The organism is Saccharopolyspora galaxeae (assembly GCF_016526145.1).
Taxonomy (GTDB): Bacteria; Actinomycetota; Actinomycetes; order Mycobacteriales; family Pseudonocardiaceae; genus Saccharopolyspora_C; species Saccharopolyspora_C galaxeae.
Genome location: NZ_JADDUE010000001.1, coordinates 692,025 through 707,182, shown reverse-complemented (window position 1 = coordinate 707,182; position 15,158 = coordinate 692,025). Strand labels below are relative to the sequence as shown.

The 15,158-nt window shown below is 72.0% G+C and carries 14 protein-coding genes; 5 read left to right on the top strand and 9 right to left on the bottom strand.

Annotated elements, in window-relative coordinates:
- Nucleotides 1-32 precede the first annotated feature (32 nt).
- Both INP57_RS03170 and INP57_RS03165 read left to right on the top strand, forming a co-directional pair.
- The gene (locus INP57_RS03170) at nt 33-932 is read left to right on the top strand and encodes a LysR family transcriptional regulator (RefSeq protein WP_200068448.1); all 900 of its coding nucleotides are present in this window, start codon (nt 33-35) and stop codon (nt 930-932) included.
- Nucleotides 914-1,813 (top strand): serine hydrolase, encoded by a 900-nt coding sequence (locus INP57_RS03165; RefSeq protein ID WP_200068447.1) that lies wholly within the window; start codon nt 914-916, stop codon nt 1,811-1,813. Before INP57_RS03170 ends, INP57_RS03165 begins: the two co-directional genes overlap by 19 nt.
- Before the next feature lie 68 nt (nt 1,814-1,881).
- Here INP57_RS03165 and INP57_RS03160 read toward each other — a convergent pair whose 3' ends face one another.
- A complete protein-coding gene (locus INP57_RS03160) occupies nt 1,882-2,217 on the bottom strand; it encodes a hypothetical protein (protein WP_200068446.1) in 336 nt (111 codons plus the stop codon).
- 520 nt (nt 2,218-2,737) lie between these two features.
- Here INP57_RS03160 and INP57_RS03155 point away from each other — a divergent pair.
- The gene (locus INP57_RS03155; protein WP_200068445.1) at nt 2,738-3,127 is read left to right on the top strand and encodes a hypothetical protein; all 390 of its coding nucleotides are present in this window, start codon (nt 2,738-2,740) and stop codon (nt 3,125-3,127) included.
- An 89-nt stretch (nt 3,128-3,216) separates the two neighbouring features.
- Here the strand turns inward: INP57_RS03155 and INP57_RS03150 are convergent, their stop codons facing one another.
- Entirely contained in the window at nt 3,217-4,479 is a 1,263-nt protein-coding gene (locus tag INP57_RS03150; protein ID WP_307849876.1) for a DUF6986 family protein, read from the bottom strand.
- A 74-nt stretch (nt 4,480-4,553) separates the two neighbouring features.
- Nucleotides 4,554-6,149, bottom strand: a complete 1,596-nt coding sequence (gene aceB / locus INP57_RS03145; protein ID WP_200068444.1) for a malate synthase A — start codon at nt 6,147-6,149, stop codon at nt 4,554-4,556.
- A 235-nt stretch (nt 6,150-6,384) separates the two neighbouring features.
- On the opposite strand from aceB, the gene INP57_RS03140 reads away from it, so the two are divergent.
- Nucleotides 6,385-7,161 carry an IclR family transcriptional regulator gene (locus INP57_RS03140; RefSeq protein WP_200068443.1) on the top strand — a complete coding sequence of 259 codons (777 nt, stop codon included), beginning with the start codon at nt 6,385-6,387 and terminating at the stop codon, nt 7,159-7,161.
- Between the two features lie 87 nt (nt 7,162-7,248).
- Here INP57_RS03140 and tsaE read toward each other — a convergent pair whose 3' ends face one another.
- From tsaE to glmS, 5 genes are all read right to left on the bottom strand, one after another.
- Nucleotides 7,249-7,725 carry a tRNA (adenosine(37)-N6)-threonylcarbamoyltransferase complex ATPase subunit type 1 TsaE gene (tsaE, locus tag INP57_RS03135; RefSeq protein WP_200068442.1) on the bottom strand — a complete coding sequence of 159 codons (477 nt, stop codon included), beginning with the start codon at nt 7,723-7,725 and terminating at the stop codon, nt 7,249-7,251.
- Nucleotides 7,722-8,816 (bottom strand): alpha/beta fold hydrolase, encoded by a 1,095-nt coding sequence (locus INP57_RS03130; RefSeq protein WP_200068441.1) that lies wholly within the window; start codon nt 8,814-8,816, stop codon nt 7,722-7,724. The genes tsaE and INP57_RS03130 overlap by 4 nt, the downstream gene beginning before the upstream one ends.
- The gene (gene alr / locus INP57_RS03125; RefSeq protein WP_200068440.1) at nt 8,813-9,961 is read right to left on the bottom strand and encodes an alanine racemase; all 1,149 of its coding nucleotides are present in this window, start codon (nt 9,959-9,961) and stop codon (nt 8,813-8,815) included. The genes INP57_RS03130 and alr overlap by 4 nt, the downstream gene beginning before the upstream one ends.
- Before the next feature lie 290 nt (nt 9,962-10,251).
- Nucleotides 10,252-11,766: an NAD(P)H-hydrate dehydratase gene (locus INP57_RS03120; RefSeq protein WP_200068439.1), complete on the bottom strand. Its 1,515-nt coding sequence runs from the start codon at nt 11,764-11,766 to the stop codon at nt 10,252-10,254.
- A 267-nt stretch (nt 11,767-12,033) separates the two neighbouring features.
- Nucleotides 12,034-13,896: a glutamine--fructose-6-phosphate transaminase (isomerizing) gene (gene glmS, locus INP57_RS03115; RefSeq protein WP_200068438.1), complete on the bottom strand. Its 1,863-nt coding sequence runs from the start codon at nt 13,894-13,896 to the stop codon at nt 12,034-12,036.
- A 110-nt stretch (nt 13,897-14,006) separates the two neighbouring features.
- Here glmS and INP57_RS03110 point away from each other — a divergent pair, with 110 nt between their 5' ends.
- Nucleotides 14,007-14,834, top strand: coding sequence for a dienelactone hydrolase family protein (locus tag INP57_RS03110; RefSeq protein WP_200068437.1), 828 nt, complete (start codon nt 14,007-14,009; stop codon nt 14,832-14,834).
- Between the two features lie 33 nt (nt 14,835-14,867).
- Here the strand turns inward: INP57_RS03110 and INP57_RS03105 are convergent, their stop codons facing one another.
- Nucleotides 14,868-15,158, bottom strand: a complete 291-nt coding sequence (locus INP57_RS03105; protein ID WP_200068436.1) for a hypothetical protein — start codon at nt 15,156-15,158, stop codon at nt 14,868-14,870.

Here is a 15,158-nt window from a genome sequence, read left to right as displayed (position 1 = left end):
ACTTCCATGCGGAACCGGCATAGACTGCTGCAGTGGACCTGGTCGGCGGCTGCAAAGCGTTCGTGAGCGTGAGCGAACTCGGCAGCTTCACCCGCGGATCCGCCGCGGCCGGCATCCCGCAGCCGGTGGCCAGCCGCCGGGTCGCCGCGCTGGAACGACACCTCGGCGAGCGGCTTTTCGACCGCAGCGCCCGGCGCGCGCACCTCACCCCGTTCGGCCGCGACATGCTGCCGTGGGCGCGGCGGCTGATGCGGCTGGCCGACGCGATGGAACAGGCCGCGGAACGTGCGCGGCTCCGCGAACTTCCGGTGGCGATGCCCGCGACCTGCGGAAACCGGGAACTCGCCGAACTCGACGCGGAAGCCCGCGCCAGCGAGCTGTTCCTCGAATTCCGGCTCGCCGCCCCCGGTGAGCGAGTCGACCTGCTGCGCACGCAGGACGTGCGCGCCGCGCTCACCGCAGTACCGCCCGACGAGGCGAGCTGGACGGTATTGCTCGGGGTGGGCAGCGCGGTCGACCTGCCGTCCGGAGCCGTGCACCTGGAGACGCTGCGCGTCGGGCGTTCCGGGCGGACGCCGCGGCGCCGGGTGTGGATCCAGCCGGAGGACGACGTGCCGCACATCCGGGACCGGCTGTTTCGGGTCCGCAACTCCGTGGGGTTGCGACCCGCGCAAGTGACCGTCGCCGAGTCGCTGACCTCGGCCGTCGCAGAAGTCTTCGGGTCGGCGGACCTGCTGCTGTGCTCGGCGGCGCAAGCCGCGGAATTCGGGCTTCGGTGGCGGCCGATCGCCGAGGTGCAGCTCGCGCGCGGCTTCGAGATCGCCGCAGAAGTCGGTGACGACGCGGAAAAACTGCGGACGCTGCTGTGGTCGGGCGTCGCGCGCTGCCTCGGGGCGGACGAGCAGGAGCAGGGATGCACGCCGAAAAGCTGATCAGCGGACTCGTCGCCGAACTAGAAGAAGGCGGGCTGCGCGGCTCGTTCCTGGTGCGCGACCTGCACTCCGGGCACGAGATCGGCATCGAGCCCGACCTCGCCTACCCGGTCGCCTCACTGATCAAAGTGCCGCTGGCCGCCGCCACCCTGGAACGCATCCGGCTCGGCGAACTCGACGGCGCGCAAGAACTGCGGGTGCAGCCGGGCCGGATCAGCACCCCGGGCCCGACCGGGCTGACCAGGTTCCGCCACCCCGCGCAGATCGCGATCGACGACCTGCTCTACCTGAGCATGGCGATCAGCGACAACGTGGCCGCCGACTCGCTGTTCGACCTCACCCCGCCCGCCGAGGTCACGCGGGCCATGCGGGCGTGGGGGCTGCGCGGGATCACCGCCCGGCACCGGATCGGCGATCTCGCGGACACGCCTGCGGAACGGTTCGACCCGGCACGGGCGCACCTCGCGCACTCGCTGGCCATCGGCGCCTGGACCGAAGGGCGCGGGCACGAGATCGCGCAGCTGGACGTCACGCGCGCGAACTCCGGGACGGCGCGCGCGTTCGCCGACCTGCTGCAAGCGCTGTGGACGCCGTCGCAGATCGACGAGCAGGTCGCCGCGCGGGTGCGGGAGCTGATGGGCAGCAACCTGATCCGGCAACGGCTGGCACCGGACTTCATCTCCGACGCCGCCACGTGGTCGTCGAAAACGGGGACGTTGCTGAACCTGCGGCACGAAGCCGGTGTCGTCGAGCACGCCGACGGGCGCGCGTTCGCGATCGCAGCGCTCACCGAGTCCAGCGTGCCCGCGGCGACTCAACCCGAAGCGGAAGTGCTCATGGCGCGGGTGGCGCGGACGTTGCGGGACCACTTGCGGCGGTGAGCGAATCCCGCCCGCCGAGGCCGAGTCGTCGCGGACTTTCCCTGACGATGCGGACTTTTCCCGACGATTCAGCGCTTCCGGCGGAACGCGATGAACCCCGCGACCAGCGCTGCGGCGGCCGCGAGCTGCCCGCCGAGCACGATGCGGTTGACGCTCACCGCCGCGTGCCACTCGACTCCGTCCGCGGTCACCGACCACGCCCCGACCGGCCGCGCGACGATGTTGCCACCGCCGCCGACCGGCTTCTTCCTGCCGCCGAACCCGCCGCTCGCGCGGACCTGCGCGACCGGCACCAGCGTCGTGCCGCCCTGCTGCGCGACCGGCCCGAACACCTGGTTCGGACCCAGGTCGCGGGCCAGGTCGGCGAGCGGCAGCTCGTCTCGGGATCGCTCGTCCTCGGTCATCGCGCCTCCTCGGAAAGTCGGCCCCGACCGTAGCGCCGCACATCCGCGCGAGTTCCCGCGAACCGGATTCGTCCAGGCGGGCGGGTGGCGGCGGCCTCGCGGCGATCGGCTCCGGAACTACCGCCGATCGCGAAAAACGGTTTCGCACTGCCCGGCGGACGAAATCCGGAGCCGCACGGCGGGCTGATTCGCAAGCACTCGCCGCGGCCGCGCGCGAAGAATCGGGAAACCCCGCGATCTCCACCTCGGAACCGCGTCACCGCGCACCGGAGAAACCGGGACCAAGCCCAGGCGAACAGCCAAAACGAACCAGCAAGCCTGTTTTAAGATTTTCGACAGGACCCCGAAACACCTACCCGGAGAATTTGCGAGATCGACCGCTCGCGGGCACGCCGCATGCCCGATGGTGCATTTCTGCGGCATTTAATTGCAACACCTGAGCGACCCCGATAACTTCGGGGCGAATAGCGATCGGACCTGGCGAGAAACGCCGGAACCAGCAATCAGAATGGAGCGAAGAATGCGCATCTCGAACACGATCAAGCGGATCGGCTCGTCGGCCGCCGTCGTCGGCATCCTCACCTCGGGCGCCGCGCTGGCCGTCGCCGCCCCCGCCTCGGCCGCGACGCCCGGCGAGATCAGCGTGTGCTCGAAGGGCGACTACGCGACCTCCGTCGAGTTCCCCGACCGGGGCGGCCTGAGCAGCGTCATCGTGCCGGCAGGCGACTGCGCGAACCTCGGCTCCCTGGGCTCCGACGACCAGGTCGAGCAGATCAAGGTGCACGGCTACGCGGGCAGCGACGACAAGGGCAAGGAGATCGGCGAGGGCAGTTTCCGCCCGAGCGAAGGCGGTAACGTCGTCACCAGCGGCACCCTGGACGACCCGAAGGTAATGACCCCGCGGATCTGATCGGTACCCCTCGCCGAGGACGGCGGACCTGCCGGTGTGCGGGGCGCGATCGCCGCCCCCGCACACCGGCAGGCACCGGGCTCAGCGGTTCACATCCGCGCGAGTTCCCGCAATCCCGATTCGTCCAGGCCGGTCAAGGCCTCGGCTTCGGCCGCATCGGTGGCGCCGTTGGCCAGCGCGCGCACGAACGACGCCGCCAGCGCCCGCGCGGTCGCGGGCTCGTCGAGCACCGCCCCGCCGCGGGCCGATGCGTAGGCCGCGAGCCGTTCACCCTGCGCCGGGGCTGCTTCCCGGAACTCCGCGAACACCGCCGCGTACCGGCTCACCAGCTGCGCCGGATGCAGGTCCCAGCTCTGGTAGAAGCCGTGCGCGAGGGACCGCCGCACCAGGTCGTAGTGCGTGCGCCAACCGTGCCGGACCTGCTCACCGACCGGCAGCACGTTCGTCGAACCGTCGGACAGGAAAATCCCGGTTCCCGCGGCGGAAACCTGCATGGCGTGCCGCGCGAAGTCGCAGGCGCGGTGCGCCAAGTGCTGGTGCGCCGCGGTGAGCCCGCAGCTCGCGGTGTAGTCGTAGGTGCCGAAGTGCAGGCCGGTGACCCGCCCGGCGCCCGCCTCGATGAACCGCGGCAGCGCGAACCGGCCCGATGAGTCCACTATGGACTGAGTGGTCTCCACCTGGATCTCGAACCGCAGCGCGCCCTCGGCCAGCCCGAGCTGCTGCTCCAACAGCTCCAGCAGCTGCACGAACACCTCGACCTGCGCGACGTCGACGACCTTCGGGAACGTCAGCACGAACCCGTCCGGCAGGCTCCCCCACTGCTGCAGCAGCGAAGTCAGGAACACGTCCAGCGTGCGCACCGAACGGCCGCGCAGCTCGGAGGTGTCGAACGACTTCACGCGCAGCCCGAACCACGACGGCTGCACGCCGTCGCGCAGCCAGTCCGCGACGACACCGGCGGTGCGCTCGGCGTCGTCGTCCTCGGTTTCGTCGCCCGGCGCGCCGTAGCCGTCCTCGAAGTCGATGCGCAGGTCCTCGACCGCCGCGCCGGAAAGCTTCTCCCGCACCCGCGGATGCACGCCCGCGGCCACATCGCCGTCCATGCCAAGCACCGCGGCGAGTTCGTCCGATGTGGACAGATGTGCGCCGAACGCGGCCAGCGCATCATCCGACCAGCGCAGCAAGGTCCCCGCGGCCACGGCGTGCGCGGGGACGTAGCAGGTGTGCACCGGCTGGCGGCCGGCGCCGACTCCCGGATACCGCCGCGCCATGTGCTCGTCCACGGCCGACAACCGATCCAGCCGCTGCCGAACCTCCTGCGCGTCCAGCGAAGTCTTGGCCAACTGGTGCACCCCTTTCCGATCTTCTGCTGTCGTACCTCGGCAACGGAGGGAGCGGGCGCGCCGCTCCCTCCGCGCCAACCGCCTCAGAGCGCTTCGTAAGCGGGCAGCGTCAGGAAGTCGACGAACTCGTCGGCCACCGCGACCTGCTCGAACAGCTCGATCGCCCGGCCGAGGTTGTCGTTCGGGAATCCTTCCTCGGCGCGCAGCGACTTCTCGGTGTCGGCGAGCACCTGGCGCACCAGATCCGCCGTCACCTGCTCGCCACCGGCGAGCACGACGTCGTTGTGCAGCCACTGCCAGATCTGCGAACGGGAGATCTCCGCGGTCGCCGCGTCCTCCATCAGGTTGTGGATCGCCGCCGCACCGTTGCCGCCGAGCCAGGAGGCGATGTAGCGCACGCCCACGTCCACCGCCGCGCGCAGGCCCTCGATGGTCTTCTGGCCCGGCGTCTGGTCCACCGCGAGCAGGTCGTCCGCGGTGATCGCGACGTCCTCGCGCTTGCGGTCGATCTGGTTCGGCTTGTCGCCCAGGACCGCGTCGAACTCCTCGTAGCAGATCTCCACCAGGCCCGGGTGCGCGACCCAGGAGCCGTCGAAGCCGTCACCGGCCTCGCGCTTCTTGTCCTCGTGGACCTTGTTCATGGCCTTCTCGTTGGCCTCGGGGTCCTTCTTGTTCGGGATGAACGCGGCCATGCCGCCGATCGCGAACGCGCCGCGCTTGTGGCAGGTGCGCACCAGCAGCTCGGTGTAGGCGCGCATGAACGGCGCGGTCATCCCGACGGTGTTGCGGTCCGGCAGGATGTAGCGGTCCGACTCGCGGAACGTCTTGATGACGCTGAACAGGTAGTCCCAGCGGCCCGCGTTCAGCCCGGCCGAGTGGTCGCGCAGCTCGTAGAGGATCTCCTCCATCTCGAACGCCGCCGGGAAGGTCTCGATCAGCACGGTGCCGCGGATCGTGCCGTGCGGGATGCCGAGCTCCTGCTGCGCGTGCGTGAACACCTCGTTCCACAGCCGCGCTTCCAGGTGGCTTTCCATCTTCGGCAGGTAGAAGTACGGGCCGCTGCCGCGGTTCACCAGCTCGCGGGCGTTGTGGAAGAAGTACAGCCCGAAGTCGACCAGCGCGCCCACCACCGGCTTGCCGTCCACCAGCAGGTGCTTCTCGTCGAAGTGCCAGCCGCGCGGGCGCACCAGCGGCACCGCGTGCTGCACGTCGTCGCGCAACTTGTACTGCTTGCCCTCCGGCGTGGACAGCTCCACCTGCTTGCGGACCACGTCGTAGAGGTTGACCTGGCCGCTGACCACGTTCTCCCAGTGCGGGGTGTTGGCGTCCTCCAGGTCGGCCAGCCACACCCGGGCGCCGGAGTTGAGCGCGTTCACCGACATCTTGCGGTCGGTCGGCCCGGTGATCTCCACGCGCCGGTCGGCGATGTCCGCGGGCGGGGTGGCGACCTGCCAGTCGGACTCGCGGACCTCCCGGGTCTCCTCCAGGAAGTCCAGCCTGCCGTTGCGGGCGGCCTCGTCGCGGCGCTGCTTGCGGCGGGCCAGCAGCTCGTCGCGACGGGCGCCGAACTTGCGCTGCAAGCCGGCGATGAAGTCGAGCGCTTCGCCGGTGAGGATCTCCGCGCCGCGCTCCACCGGTCCGCCGAGCACTTGCACGCTCGCCGGGGTCGTTTCGGACATGGGAAGGCCACCTCTCTCGGGTACCTGGGGTGTTCGCCGTTCGCGTGACCGCCGCGACCGCCACGCCCGCCAACACTGCGGTATTTTTTCTGCATCGTGGATGTTAGTTTCCACGAACGGCGGTAAGCAACATGACGTCCGGCACCGACCCCGCCGCCTAGAATCGATCCCCGACTCGATCTTCGGATCGAGCGCCACCGGGCCAGCAACCTCGGCCGACGAAAGGACCGCTGCGATGACCGGCCGCGCCAACCAAGGCGGAGGAGTGCAGTCGATCGAGCGCGCCTTCGACATCCTGGAACTGATGGCCGACGCGGGTGGCGAGGTCGCGCTGTCCGACCTCGCCGAAGCCTCCGGGCTGCCGCTGCCGACCATCCACCGCATCATGCGCACGCTCGTGAGCAGCGGCTACGCGCGACAGCAGCCGTCGCGGCGCTACTCGCTCGGGCCGCGGCTGATCCGGCTGGGCGAGACGGCCAGCCGCGCGCTCGGCTCGTGGGCGCGGCCGTACCTGGCGGAGCTGACCGAAGCCATCGGCGAGACCTCGAACATGGCGGTGCTCGACGGCGACCAGGTCGTCTACGTCGCGCAGGTCCCGTCGCAGCACTCGATGCGGATGTTCACCGAAGTCGGGCGGCGGGTCGACGCGCACGCCACCGCCGTCGGCAAGGCCGTGATGGCCACCCTCGGCGAGGGCACCGTGTCGCAGATGCTCGGCCGCGCCGGGATGCGGCCGCAGACCGAGCGCACCATCACCAGCGTGGCCGCCATGCAGGAAGAACTGGCGCGGGTCCGCTCGCAGGGCTTCGCCGTGGACGACGGCGAGCAGGAAGTCGGCGTGCGCTGCTACGCGGTGGCGGTCCCGGGCGCACCCGCGGGCGCCGCGATCTCCGTGAGCGGGCCGGAAGGGCGCATGACGCGGATCTCGCCGGAGACGCTGGTGCCGCTGATGCAACGGCTCTCGCGGGAACTCTCGGCCGAGCTGAAATCGGTGGTCTCCAACCCGGCGTAACGGCACGCGGCACGCCCGCCTAAATGATCACCGGAACATGCGGCGGCGCGCGGCCATGACACGCGGCGGTGTCAGGGCTTTTCCGGGTCAGGGCTTTCCCGGCTCACCACCGCAGTCGCGCCAGCGCTGCCCGTGCGGCTCCAGCGTCGCCTCGCGCACGTCGTCCTCGCGGCGGTCGAGCCGGACGAGCAGGTATTCGTCGGCCAGCCGCTCCGCCAAGCCCTCGCCCCACTCAACCACCACCGCCGCCTCGGTGAGGTCCGTGTCCAGGTCGAGGTCGTCGATGTCCGGCAGCCCACCGAGCCGGTAGGCGTCCACGTGCACCAGCGCCGGACCGGACCCGGCCGCCGGGTGGTGCACCCGCGCGATCACGAACGTCGGCGAGGTGACCTGGCCGGTCACCCCCATCCCGGCCGCGATCCCCTTGGCCAGCACCGTTTTGCCCGCCCCCAGCGGGCCGGTGAGCAGCACCAGGTCGCCGGCGCGCAGCCGGGCGCCCAGCGAACGCCCGAACTCCAGCGCGTCGGACTCCGCAGGAAGTTCCACAGTGGACACCGTGTTCATGAGCTCGCCTTCTGCTCGGCCTCGGCGCGCGCCGCAGCCCGCCGCACCAGCGCCGCCAGGTACTCGGTGACCAGTTCGTGCCGCTCCAGCATCGCCATGTGCCCGGCCTCCGGAACCCGCACCAGCTCAGCGTCCGGGAGCTCCCCGGCGATCACCTCGGAGTGCGTGAACGGCGTCATCCGGTCCGCGTCGCCGCTGAGCACCAGCACCTCGCAGTGCCGCAACCCGGCCAGCGCCGCCTTGCGGTCGTGCGAACCGAGCGTCTCCAGGAAGTCGGTGACCACCTCGACCGTCGTCGCGCCGATCATCTCGTTCATCAGGTCCACCATCGCCGGGCTGACCTGCCTGCCGCCGAACGCCAGCGAACGCACGATGCTCCAGCTCAGCTGACCGCCCGCGCGGCGCACCCGCTCCACCAGCGCGGGCTGCATCCCGGCCAGCACGCCGAGCCCGCGGGTCACCGGGTTGTTCTTGGACAGCCACGGCTTCGGCAGTCCGGACGCACCGACCTCACCGGCGGAGGTGCTCAGCAGCGCCACCGCGCACACCCGGTCGCGGAACAGCTTCGGCCGCTGCTCGGCCAGCGCCATGATCGCCATGCCGCCCATCGAATGCCCCACCAGCACCACCGGCCCGCGCCGCGCGGTCGCCCGCAGCACCGCGTCCAGGTCCTTGCCGAGCTGTTCGATCGTGCTGTTGGGCCGCGAAGAATGCCCGGAACGGCCGTGGCTGCGCTGGTCGTAGAGCACCACCCGCACCCGCGGATCGGTCAGCAGCGGCAAGTCCCGCCGCTGGAAGTGCCAGCACCGCGAGTCCAGCGCGTAGCCGTGCACCAGCACGACGGTCAGCTCCGCGTGCCCGCCGTCGGCCGGTTTGACCTCCTGCACCGCCAGCGGGACGCCGTCATCGGCGGCCACCGTGGAATGCCGGTCGGGCTTGAGCTTTCCCAGGTTCTCCTCGGCGAGCGGGTCGTCCGGGTCCTTGCGCTGGGTCGCGATGCGGGTGCTGTGCGCGACCACGCCCACTGCTGCGCCGGTGACCGCGGCGCCGAGCACCCCGCCGGCCCAGGCCACGGTCTGCCAAGGCTTCACGTCGGGACCTCCGTCCGCACCACGGTCCGGGTCACGCGGGGCCGGTACATGCCGGTGACGATCTCGTAGTGGATCGTGCCCAGCTCGTCGGCCCACTCGGCGGCGGTCGGCTCGCCCAGCTCGCCGGTGCCGAACAGCACGACCTCGTCACCCTCGCCGACCGGGTCATCGCCGCAGAACACGACCAGCTGGTCCATGCACACCCGGCCCACGACCGGCCTGCGACGACCCGCCAGCCACACCTGCATCCGGCCGGACAGCGACCGCGGCACGCCGTCGGCGTACCCGACCGGGATCAGGGCGAGCGTGCATTCCCGCTCGGCGGTCCACAGATGCCCGTAGGAGACGCTTTCGCCCGCCTGCACCCGCTTGGCCTGCACCACCGTCGAGCGGAAGGTCATCGCAGGGCACAACCCGTGATCACCGTGCTGCGGCACCGGGTCCAGGCCGTAGGCCGCGATGCCCGGGCGCACCAGCTCGAAGTGCAGGTCCGGGCGGGTCAGCAGCGCCGCCGAGTTCGCCAGGTGCCGGATCGGGCGCAGACCCGCCGCGAGGGCCTGTTCGTACGCGCGGCGGAAGCGCTCGGCCTGCGCGTCGATCGACGGGTGGCCGATCTCGTCCGCGCAAGCCAGGTGCGACCACACCGCCACGACCTCCAGCGCGCCGCCGGCCTGCGCGGCCGCGGCGCGTTCCACCAGGTCCGGCCACAGCTCGTGCGGGCAGCCGTTGCGATTCAGTCCGGTGTCGATCTTGAGATGCACCCGCGCCGTACGGCCTGCCAGCCGCGCCGCCTCGATGATCGCGTCCAGCTCGGCGCGCGAGGAGGCGGACAGGTCGACGTCGGAGGCCACGGCCGCGGCGAAATCGTCACCCGGCGGGTACAGCCAGCACAGCAGCGGAGCCGTGATGCCCGCGCGGCGCAGCTGCAACGCCTCATCGATCGCCGCTACGCCCAGCGCGGAAGCGCCCGCGTCCAGCGCGGCCCGCGCCATCGTGAGCGCACCGTGGCCGTAGCCGTCGGACTTCACCACGACCATCGTGCGGGCGCCCGACCGTTGGGCGCGTTCGGCCAGCAGCGCGACGTTGTGGCGAAGCGCGCCGACGTCAATGCGCAGGTCGGCGCGGTGCACGGGCTCCTCGGTCATGGCGCCGACATCGTCGCACACCGTCCGCCGCGGCCCCGCCGGCAAGGCGCGTCCCCGGGCTCTTCGCCGCCCGCTCGCCCATCCACTGGGACCGGCGGTTCGTTCACTCCACGAAAGACCGCGCTCAGCGGGTGGCGCCCGCGCGTGTCGGCACCCCCGGCCAGGTCCGAGCGAGCGGACCGTTCGCCCGATCTATTCGGACCAGCGGTCCGTTCACTCGGCAAGATCCGCCGCTGAACAGGTGGCGTCCGGGCGTGTCGGGCCGAGCTTCCGTTGCGGACCGAGCCCGGTCAGGCGGCGGCGCGGACCTCGCGGATGGCGGCGGGCACCGCGGACAGCAGCGCGGAGGCACCGATGGGCGCGGCGCCCTCCGCGGAAGGCGCGGCCTGCCCCGCGCCGCCGAACGCGGCCAGCTCGGCAGCCGCCGAATGCAGGTGCGCAGCGCAGCCGCACGCCAGCCACGGATCCATCCCGGAAGCCAGCAGCGCACCGATCAACCCGGTCAGCACGTCGCCCGAACCGGCCGTCGCCGGCCAAGCGTGCGCCGAAGCGTTCACCAGCACCCGCCCGTCCGGCGCCGCGATCACCGTCGTGTTGCCCTTCAGCAGCAGCACCGCGTCGAAGCGCTGCGCGGCGTCGCGCGCGGCGGCGACCCGGTCCGCACCCACGTCGCCTGCCAGCCGCGCGAACTCACCGTCGTGCGGCGTGAGCACCAGCGGGGTCTCCGGGTCGCGGGAGTCCCACAGCGTCGAGTCCTCCGCCAGCAGCGTGATCGCGTCCGCGTCCGCGCACACCGGCCTGCCGGACTCCAGCACGTACCGCATCACCTCGCGGCCGCTGCCGCCGGTGCCGACGCCCGGTCCGACCGCCCACGACTGGACCCGGCCCGCATCGGTGACCGAGCCGGTCGCCACCACCTCCGGCCAGTGCGAACGCACCACGTCCGCGGCCGGACCGGCGTAGCGCACCATGCCGGAGGTCGCCTGCACCGCGGCTCCGGCGGCCAGCACCGCGGCACCGGGGAAGGTCGCCGAACCGGCCGCGACGCCCACCACGCCCTGGGAGTACTTGTCGTCCGCCGGCGACGGGATCGGCCAGTAGGCGCCCACGTCCGCGCGCTCGAGCACGTACAGCTCCGGCGCGGGCAGGTGCTCGTCCACGCCGATCCCGGCGACGGCGACCGAACCGGACCGGACCGCACCGCCGCTGAGCACGTGGCACGGCTTGCGGCCGCCGAAGGTCACCGTCAGCTCCGCCGGCACCGCGGGCCCGTCGACCGCACCGGTGATCGGGTCGACACCGCTGGGCAGGTCGACGGACACGATCGGGACGGTGACCCGCTCGACCAGCTCGGCCGCCACCGGGCGCAGGCCGCCGTGCGCGGCGAGCCCGACGATGCCGTCGACCACCAGGTCCGCGCGCTGCACCGCGTCCGCCGCGCCGGCGCCGATACCGGCGGTGTCCGCACCCGGACCTTCCGCTTCGACGACCCGGCCGCCCGCGCGGCGCAGCGCAGCCAGGCCCTCCGGGTGAGCCTTGTCCGGAGACAGCAGCACCGCGGTGACCCCGGCGCCGCGGCGCCGCAGGTACACCCCGGCCCACAGCGCGTCACCGCCGTTGTTGCCGCCGCCGACGAGCAGCGTCACGTGCCTGCCCGATGTCGTCCCGCACGACTCGGCCAGCAGCCGCGAGCCGTGCAGCGCGACCGCGTAGGCCGCCCGGCGCATCACCACCGGTTCCGGGACCTCGCCGAACAGCTCGGCTTCGGCCGCCCGGATCTGTTCCGGGGTCCACACTCCCTGCACGCACGACCTCCCGAGGTTCGCCGGTGAACGGACCGTCCGACCGGATTTCCCGGAGCTACCACCGGCACCCCCGGCCCCGCTGATCAACGGCGAGCGCCGGAGCCGTGCCGACACGCCCCGCACATCGCTCGATCCGGCCGAGTTGATCGGAGCGACCGATCGACCAATCTAGCCGGACCGACGAGTCGTTCACTCCCAACCGATCACATCGATCAAGTGACGTCGCGGTGCGTCGGGCGCGACGCACGCCGAACGCGGTCGGCTAGCTCACTCGACGGTGACGGACTTGGCGAGGTTGCGGGGCTTGTCCACGTCGTAGCCGCGGGCACGCGCGATCTCGGCGGCCAGCACCTGCAGCGGAACCGTCGAGACCAGCGGCTGCAACAGCGTCGCCACCGCCGGGATCTCCACCAGCTCGTCGGCGAACGGGCGCACCGCCTCGTCGCCCTCCTCCGCGATCACGATGGTGCGCGCCCCGCGCGCCTGGATCTCGCGGATGTTGGACAGCATCTTCGAGTGCAGCAGCGCCCGGCCCTTCGCCGAAGGCATCACCACCACCACCGGCAGGCCGTCCTCGATCAACGCGATCGGGCCGTGCTTGAGCTCCCCGGCGGCGAAGCCCTCGGCGTGCATGTAGGCGAGCTCCTTGAGCTTCAACGCGCCTTCCAGCGCCACCGGATAGCCGACGTGCCGCCCGAGGAACAGCACCGCCTTGGAGTTCGCCAGCGCACGCCCCAGCTCGCGCATCTGCTCCACAGTGGACAGCGCGCGGCGCACCGCCTCCGGCATCGCGGCCAGCTCGTCGAACTCGCGGGCCACCTCGTCGGAGTACTTCGTGCCCCGAGCCTGCGCCAACGCCAAGCCCACCAGGTAGTTCGCGGTGATCTGCGCCAGGAACGTCTTCGTCGCCGCAACCCCGATCTCCGGACCCGCGTGGGTGTAGAGCACCGCATCGGACTCGCGCGGGATCTGCGCGCCGTTGGTGTTGCAGATCGCCAGCACGCGGGCGCGCTGGGTGCGCGCGTGCCGCACCGCCTCCAAGGTGTCCGCGGTCTCGCCGGACTGCGAGATCGCGACCACAAGCGTGTCGCGGCCCAGCACCGGGTCGCGGTAGCGGAACTCGCTGGCCAGCTCCACTTCCACCGGGATCCGGCACCAGTGCTCGATCGCGTACTTCGCCAGCAGGCCCGAGTGGTACGCGGTGCCGCAGGCCACCACGAAGACCTTGTCGATGTCGCGCAGGTCCTGCTCGGTCATCCGCTGCTCGTCGAGGACCACCCCGCCGCGGGCGAAGTGCCCGCGCAGCGTGTTCTGCAGCGCCTCCGGCTGCTCCTCGATCTCCTTGAGCATGAAGTAGTCGTGCCCGCCCTTCTCGGCGGCCGACAGATCCCAGTCCACGGTGAACGGTTTGGCAGGCACCTCTTCGCCCGCGAAGTCGGTCACCCGGTAGCCGTCCGGGGTGATCGTCACCACCTGGTCCTGGCCGAGCTCCACCGCGTCCCGGGTGTGCTCGATGAACGCCGCGACGTCCGAGGCCACGAAGTTCTCCCCGGAGCCGACGCCCACCACCAGCGGTGACGAACGGCGCGCCGCGACGATCTTGCCCGGCTCGTCGGCGTGCGTGACGACCAGCGTGAACGCGCCCTCCAGCCGAGCGGCCACCGCGCGCACCGCCGCGCTGAGGTCACCGGCGCCGGGGCCTGCCGAGTAGGCGGCGGCGACCAGGTGCGCAGTCGTCTCGGTGTCGGTCTCGCTGGTCATCTCGACACCGGCGGCCTCCAGCTCGGCGCGCAGCACGGCGAAGTTCTCGATGATGCCGTTGTGCACCACCGCGACCTTGCCCGCGGTGTCCTGGTGCGGATGCGCATTGCGGTCGGTCGGCGCACCGTGCGTGGCCCACCGGGTGTGGCCCATGCCGCTGGTGGCGGTGAACCGGGCTCCGTCCAGCCCGGCCAGCTTGCTCTCCAGATTGGACAGCGCACCGGCGGCGCGTTCGACCGCGAGCCCTCCCGCGCCGTCGAGCATCGCTACTCCCGCGGAGTCGTACCCGCGGTATTCCAGCCGTCTGAGCCCGTCCAGCACGACGTCCAGTGCTTGCCGATGTCCTGCGTAACCCACGATCCCGCACACTCGAGCCAGCGTAGCCACCGCGCTGGAACCGCTCAGAACGGGCGGGCGCCCGCGCGGGCCGGACCGTGGCTGCGGCGGTGCGGGGGGCTCGTCGGCTACCGTGACCGACCATGGCGCGGAATGCCAAGAAGGCGTTGGAAGAACTGGCCCATCGCGGACCGCACGAGGTGCTGCACGGCGACCTCGCGCTGGTCGGAATGCCCGGCGTGGTGTGCACCCCGCGCAGCGGCCGCGGGCTGCCCGCCGTCGCGTTCGGGCACGGGTGGCTGCAATCACCCCGCCGGTACGGGTCGCTGCTGCGGCACCTCGCCTCGTGGGGCATCGTCGCCGCCGCTCCCGGCACCCAGCGCGGGCCGCTGGCCTCGCACCGGCTGTTCGCCGCGGACCTGCGGACCGCGCTGGACATCTGCGTCGGCGTGCGGCTCGGTGAAGGCGGGATCAGCGTCGACGCCGACCGGCTCGCCGTCGCGGGGCACGCGATGGGCGGCGGCAGCGCCGTGCTCGCCGCCGCCGAGGACAGCCGGGTCCGCGCGGTCGGCACGTTCGCGGTCACCGAGACCGCGCCGTCCGCGGTAGCGGCCGCGTCCGGGGTGACCGTGCCCGGCCTGCACCTGACCGGCGGCAACGACCTGCTGGCGCCCGCGGTCGCGAACGCCCAGCCGATCGCCGCCACCTGGGGCGGGCCGGTGCAGTTGCGCGAGCTGAAGAAGGCCAGCCACCTCGGCTACACCGACGGGCGGCACTGGAGCGAGCTGCTGCTGCACGGCAAGTCCGAGTGGGGCACGCGGCGGTTGTCCCGGGCGTTGCTCACCGCGTTCCTGCTGCGAACCTTGACCGGGGACAAGCGCGGGGACGTGTTGCTGGACAACGACGTCTCCGGGACCGCGATCGACCAGGTCCGCAGCCGGACGTCCGGCACCCGCGCGGGCGCGGCCTGAAGGCTTTCCGGCGGCTCGTGCCCGACGGGCGGGTCAGCGCAGCCAGGACCCGGCCGAGAAGTCTTCGTCGTCCTCGAACACCGGTCGCCGGGGCGTTGCTGCGGGGCGCTCGACGTCCTGGCGGTCCCGCTGCTCGTGAGCCCGCGCGCCCAGCTCGGGAAGGCCCGCGCGCCGCTCGGCGGCTTCCGCGCGCAGCTGCGCGTTCCGCTCGGCCGCGGCTTGCTCGGCCGAGCGCACCGCGTCCCGGCCGTCCTCGATGCCGTAGCGGTGCCTGGCGACCAAGCTGGTGATCTCGTCGGCGACCCGCTGGTTCAGCAACACCAC

Bases quoted from the DNA above. Each gene is read 5' to 3' on its own strand.
- INP57_RS03155 (WP_200068445.1), top strand. From the start codon at position 2,738: ATGCGCATCTCGAACACGATCAAGCGGATCGGCTCGTCGGCCGCCGTC.
- aceB (WP_200068444.1), bottom strand. From the start codon at position 6,149: ATGTCCGAAACGACCCCGGCGAGCGTGCAAGTGCTCGGCGGACCGGTG.
- INP57_RS03140 (WP_200068443.1), top strand. From the start codon at position 6,385: ATGACCGGCCGCGCCAACCAAGGCGGAGGAGTGCAGTCGATCGAGCGC.
- INP57_RS03165 (WP_200068447.1), top strand. From the start codon at position 914: ATGCACGCCGAAAAGCTGATCAGCGGACTCGTCGCCGAACTAGAAGAA.
- tsaE (WP_200068442.1), bottom strand. From the start codon at position 7,725: ATGAACACGGTGTCCACTGTGGAACTTCCTGCGGAGTCCGACGCGCTG.
- INP57_RS03110 (WP_200068437.1), top strand. From the start codon at position 14,007: ATGGCGCGGAATGCCAAGAAGGCGTTGGAAGAACTGGCCCATCGCGGA.
- alr (WP_200068440.1), bottom strand. From the start codon at position 9,961: ATGACCGAGGAGCCCGTGCACCGCGCCGACCTGCGCATTGACGTCGGC.
- INP57_RS03160 (WP_200068446.1), bottom strand. From the start codon at position 2,217: ATGACCGAGGACGAGCGATCCCGAGACGAGCTGCCGCTCGCCGACCTG.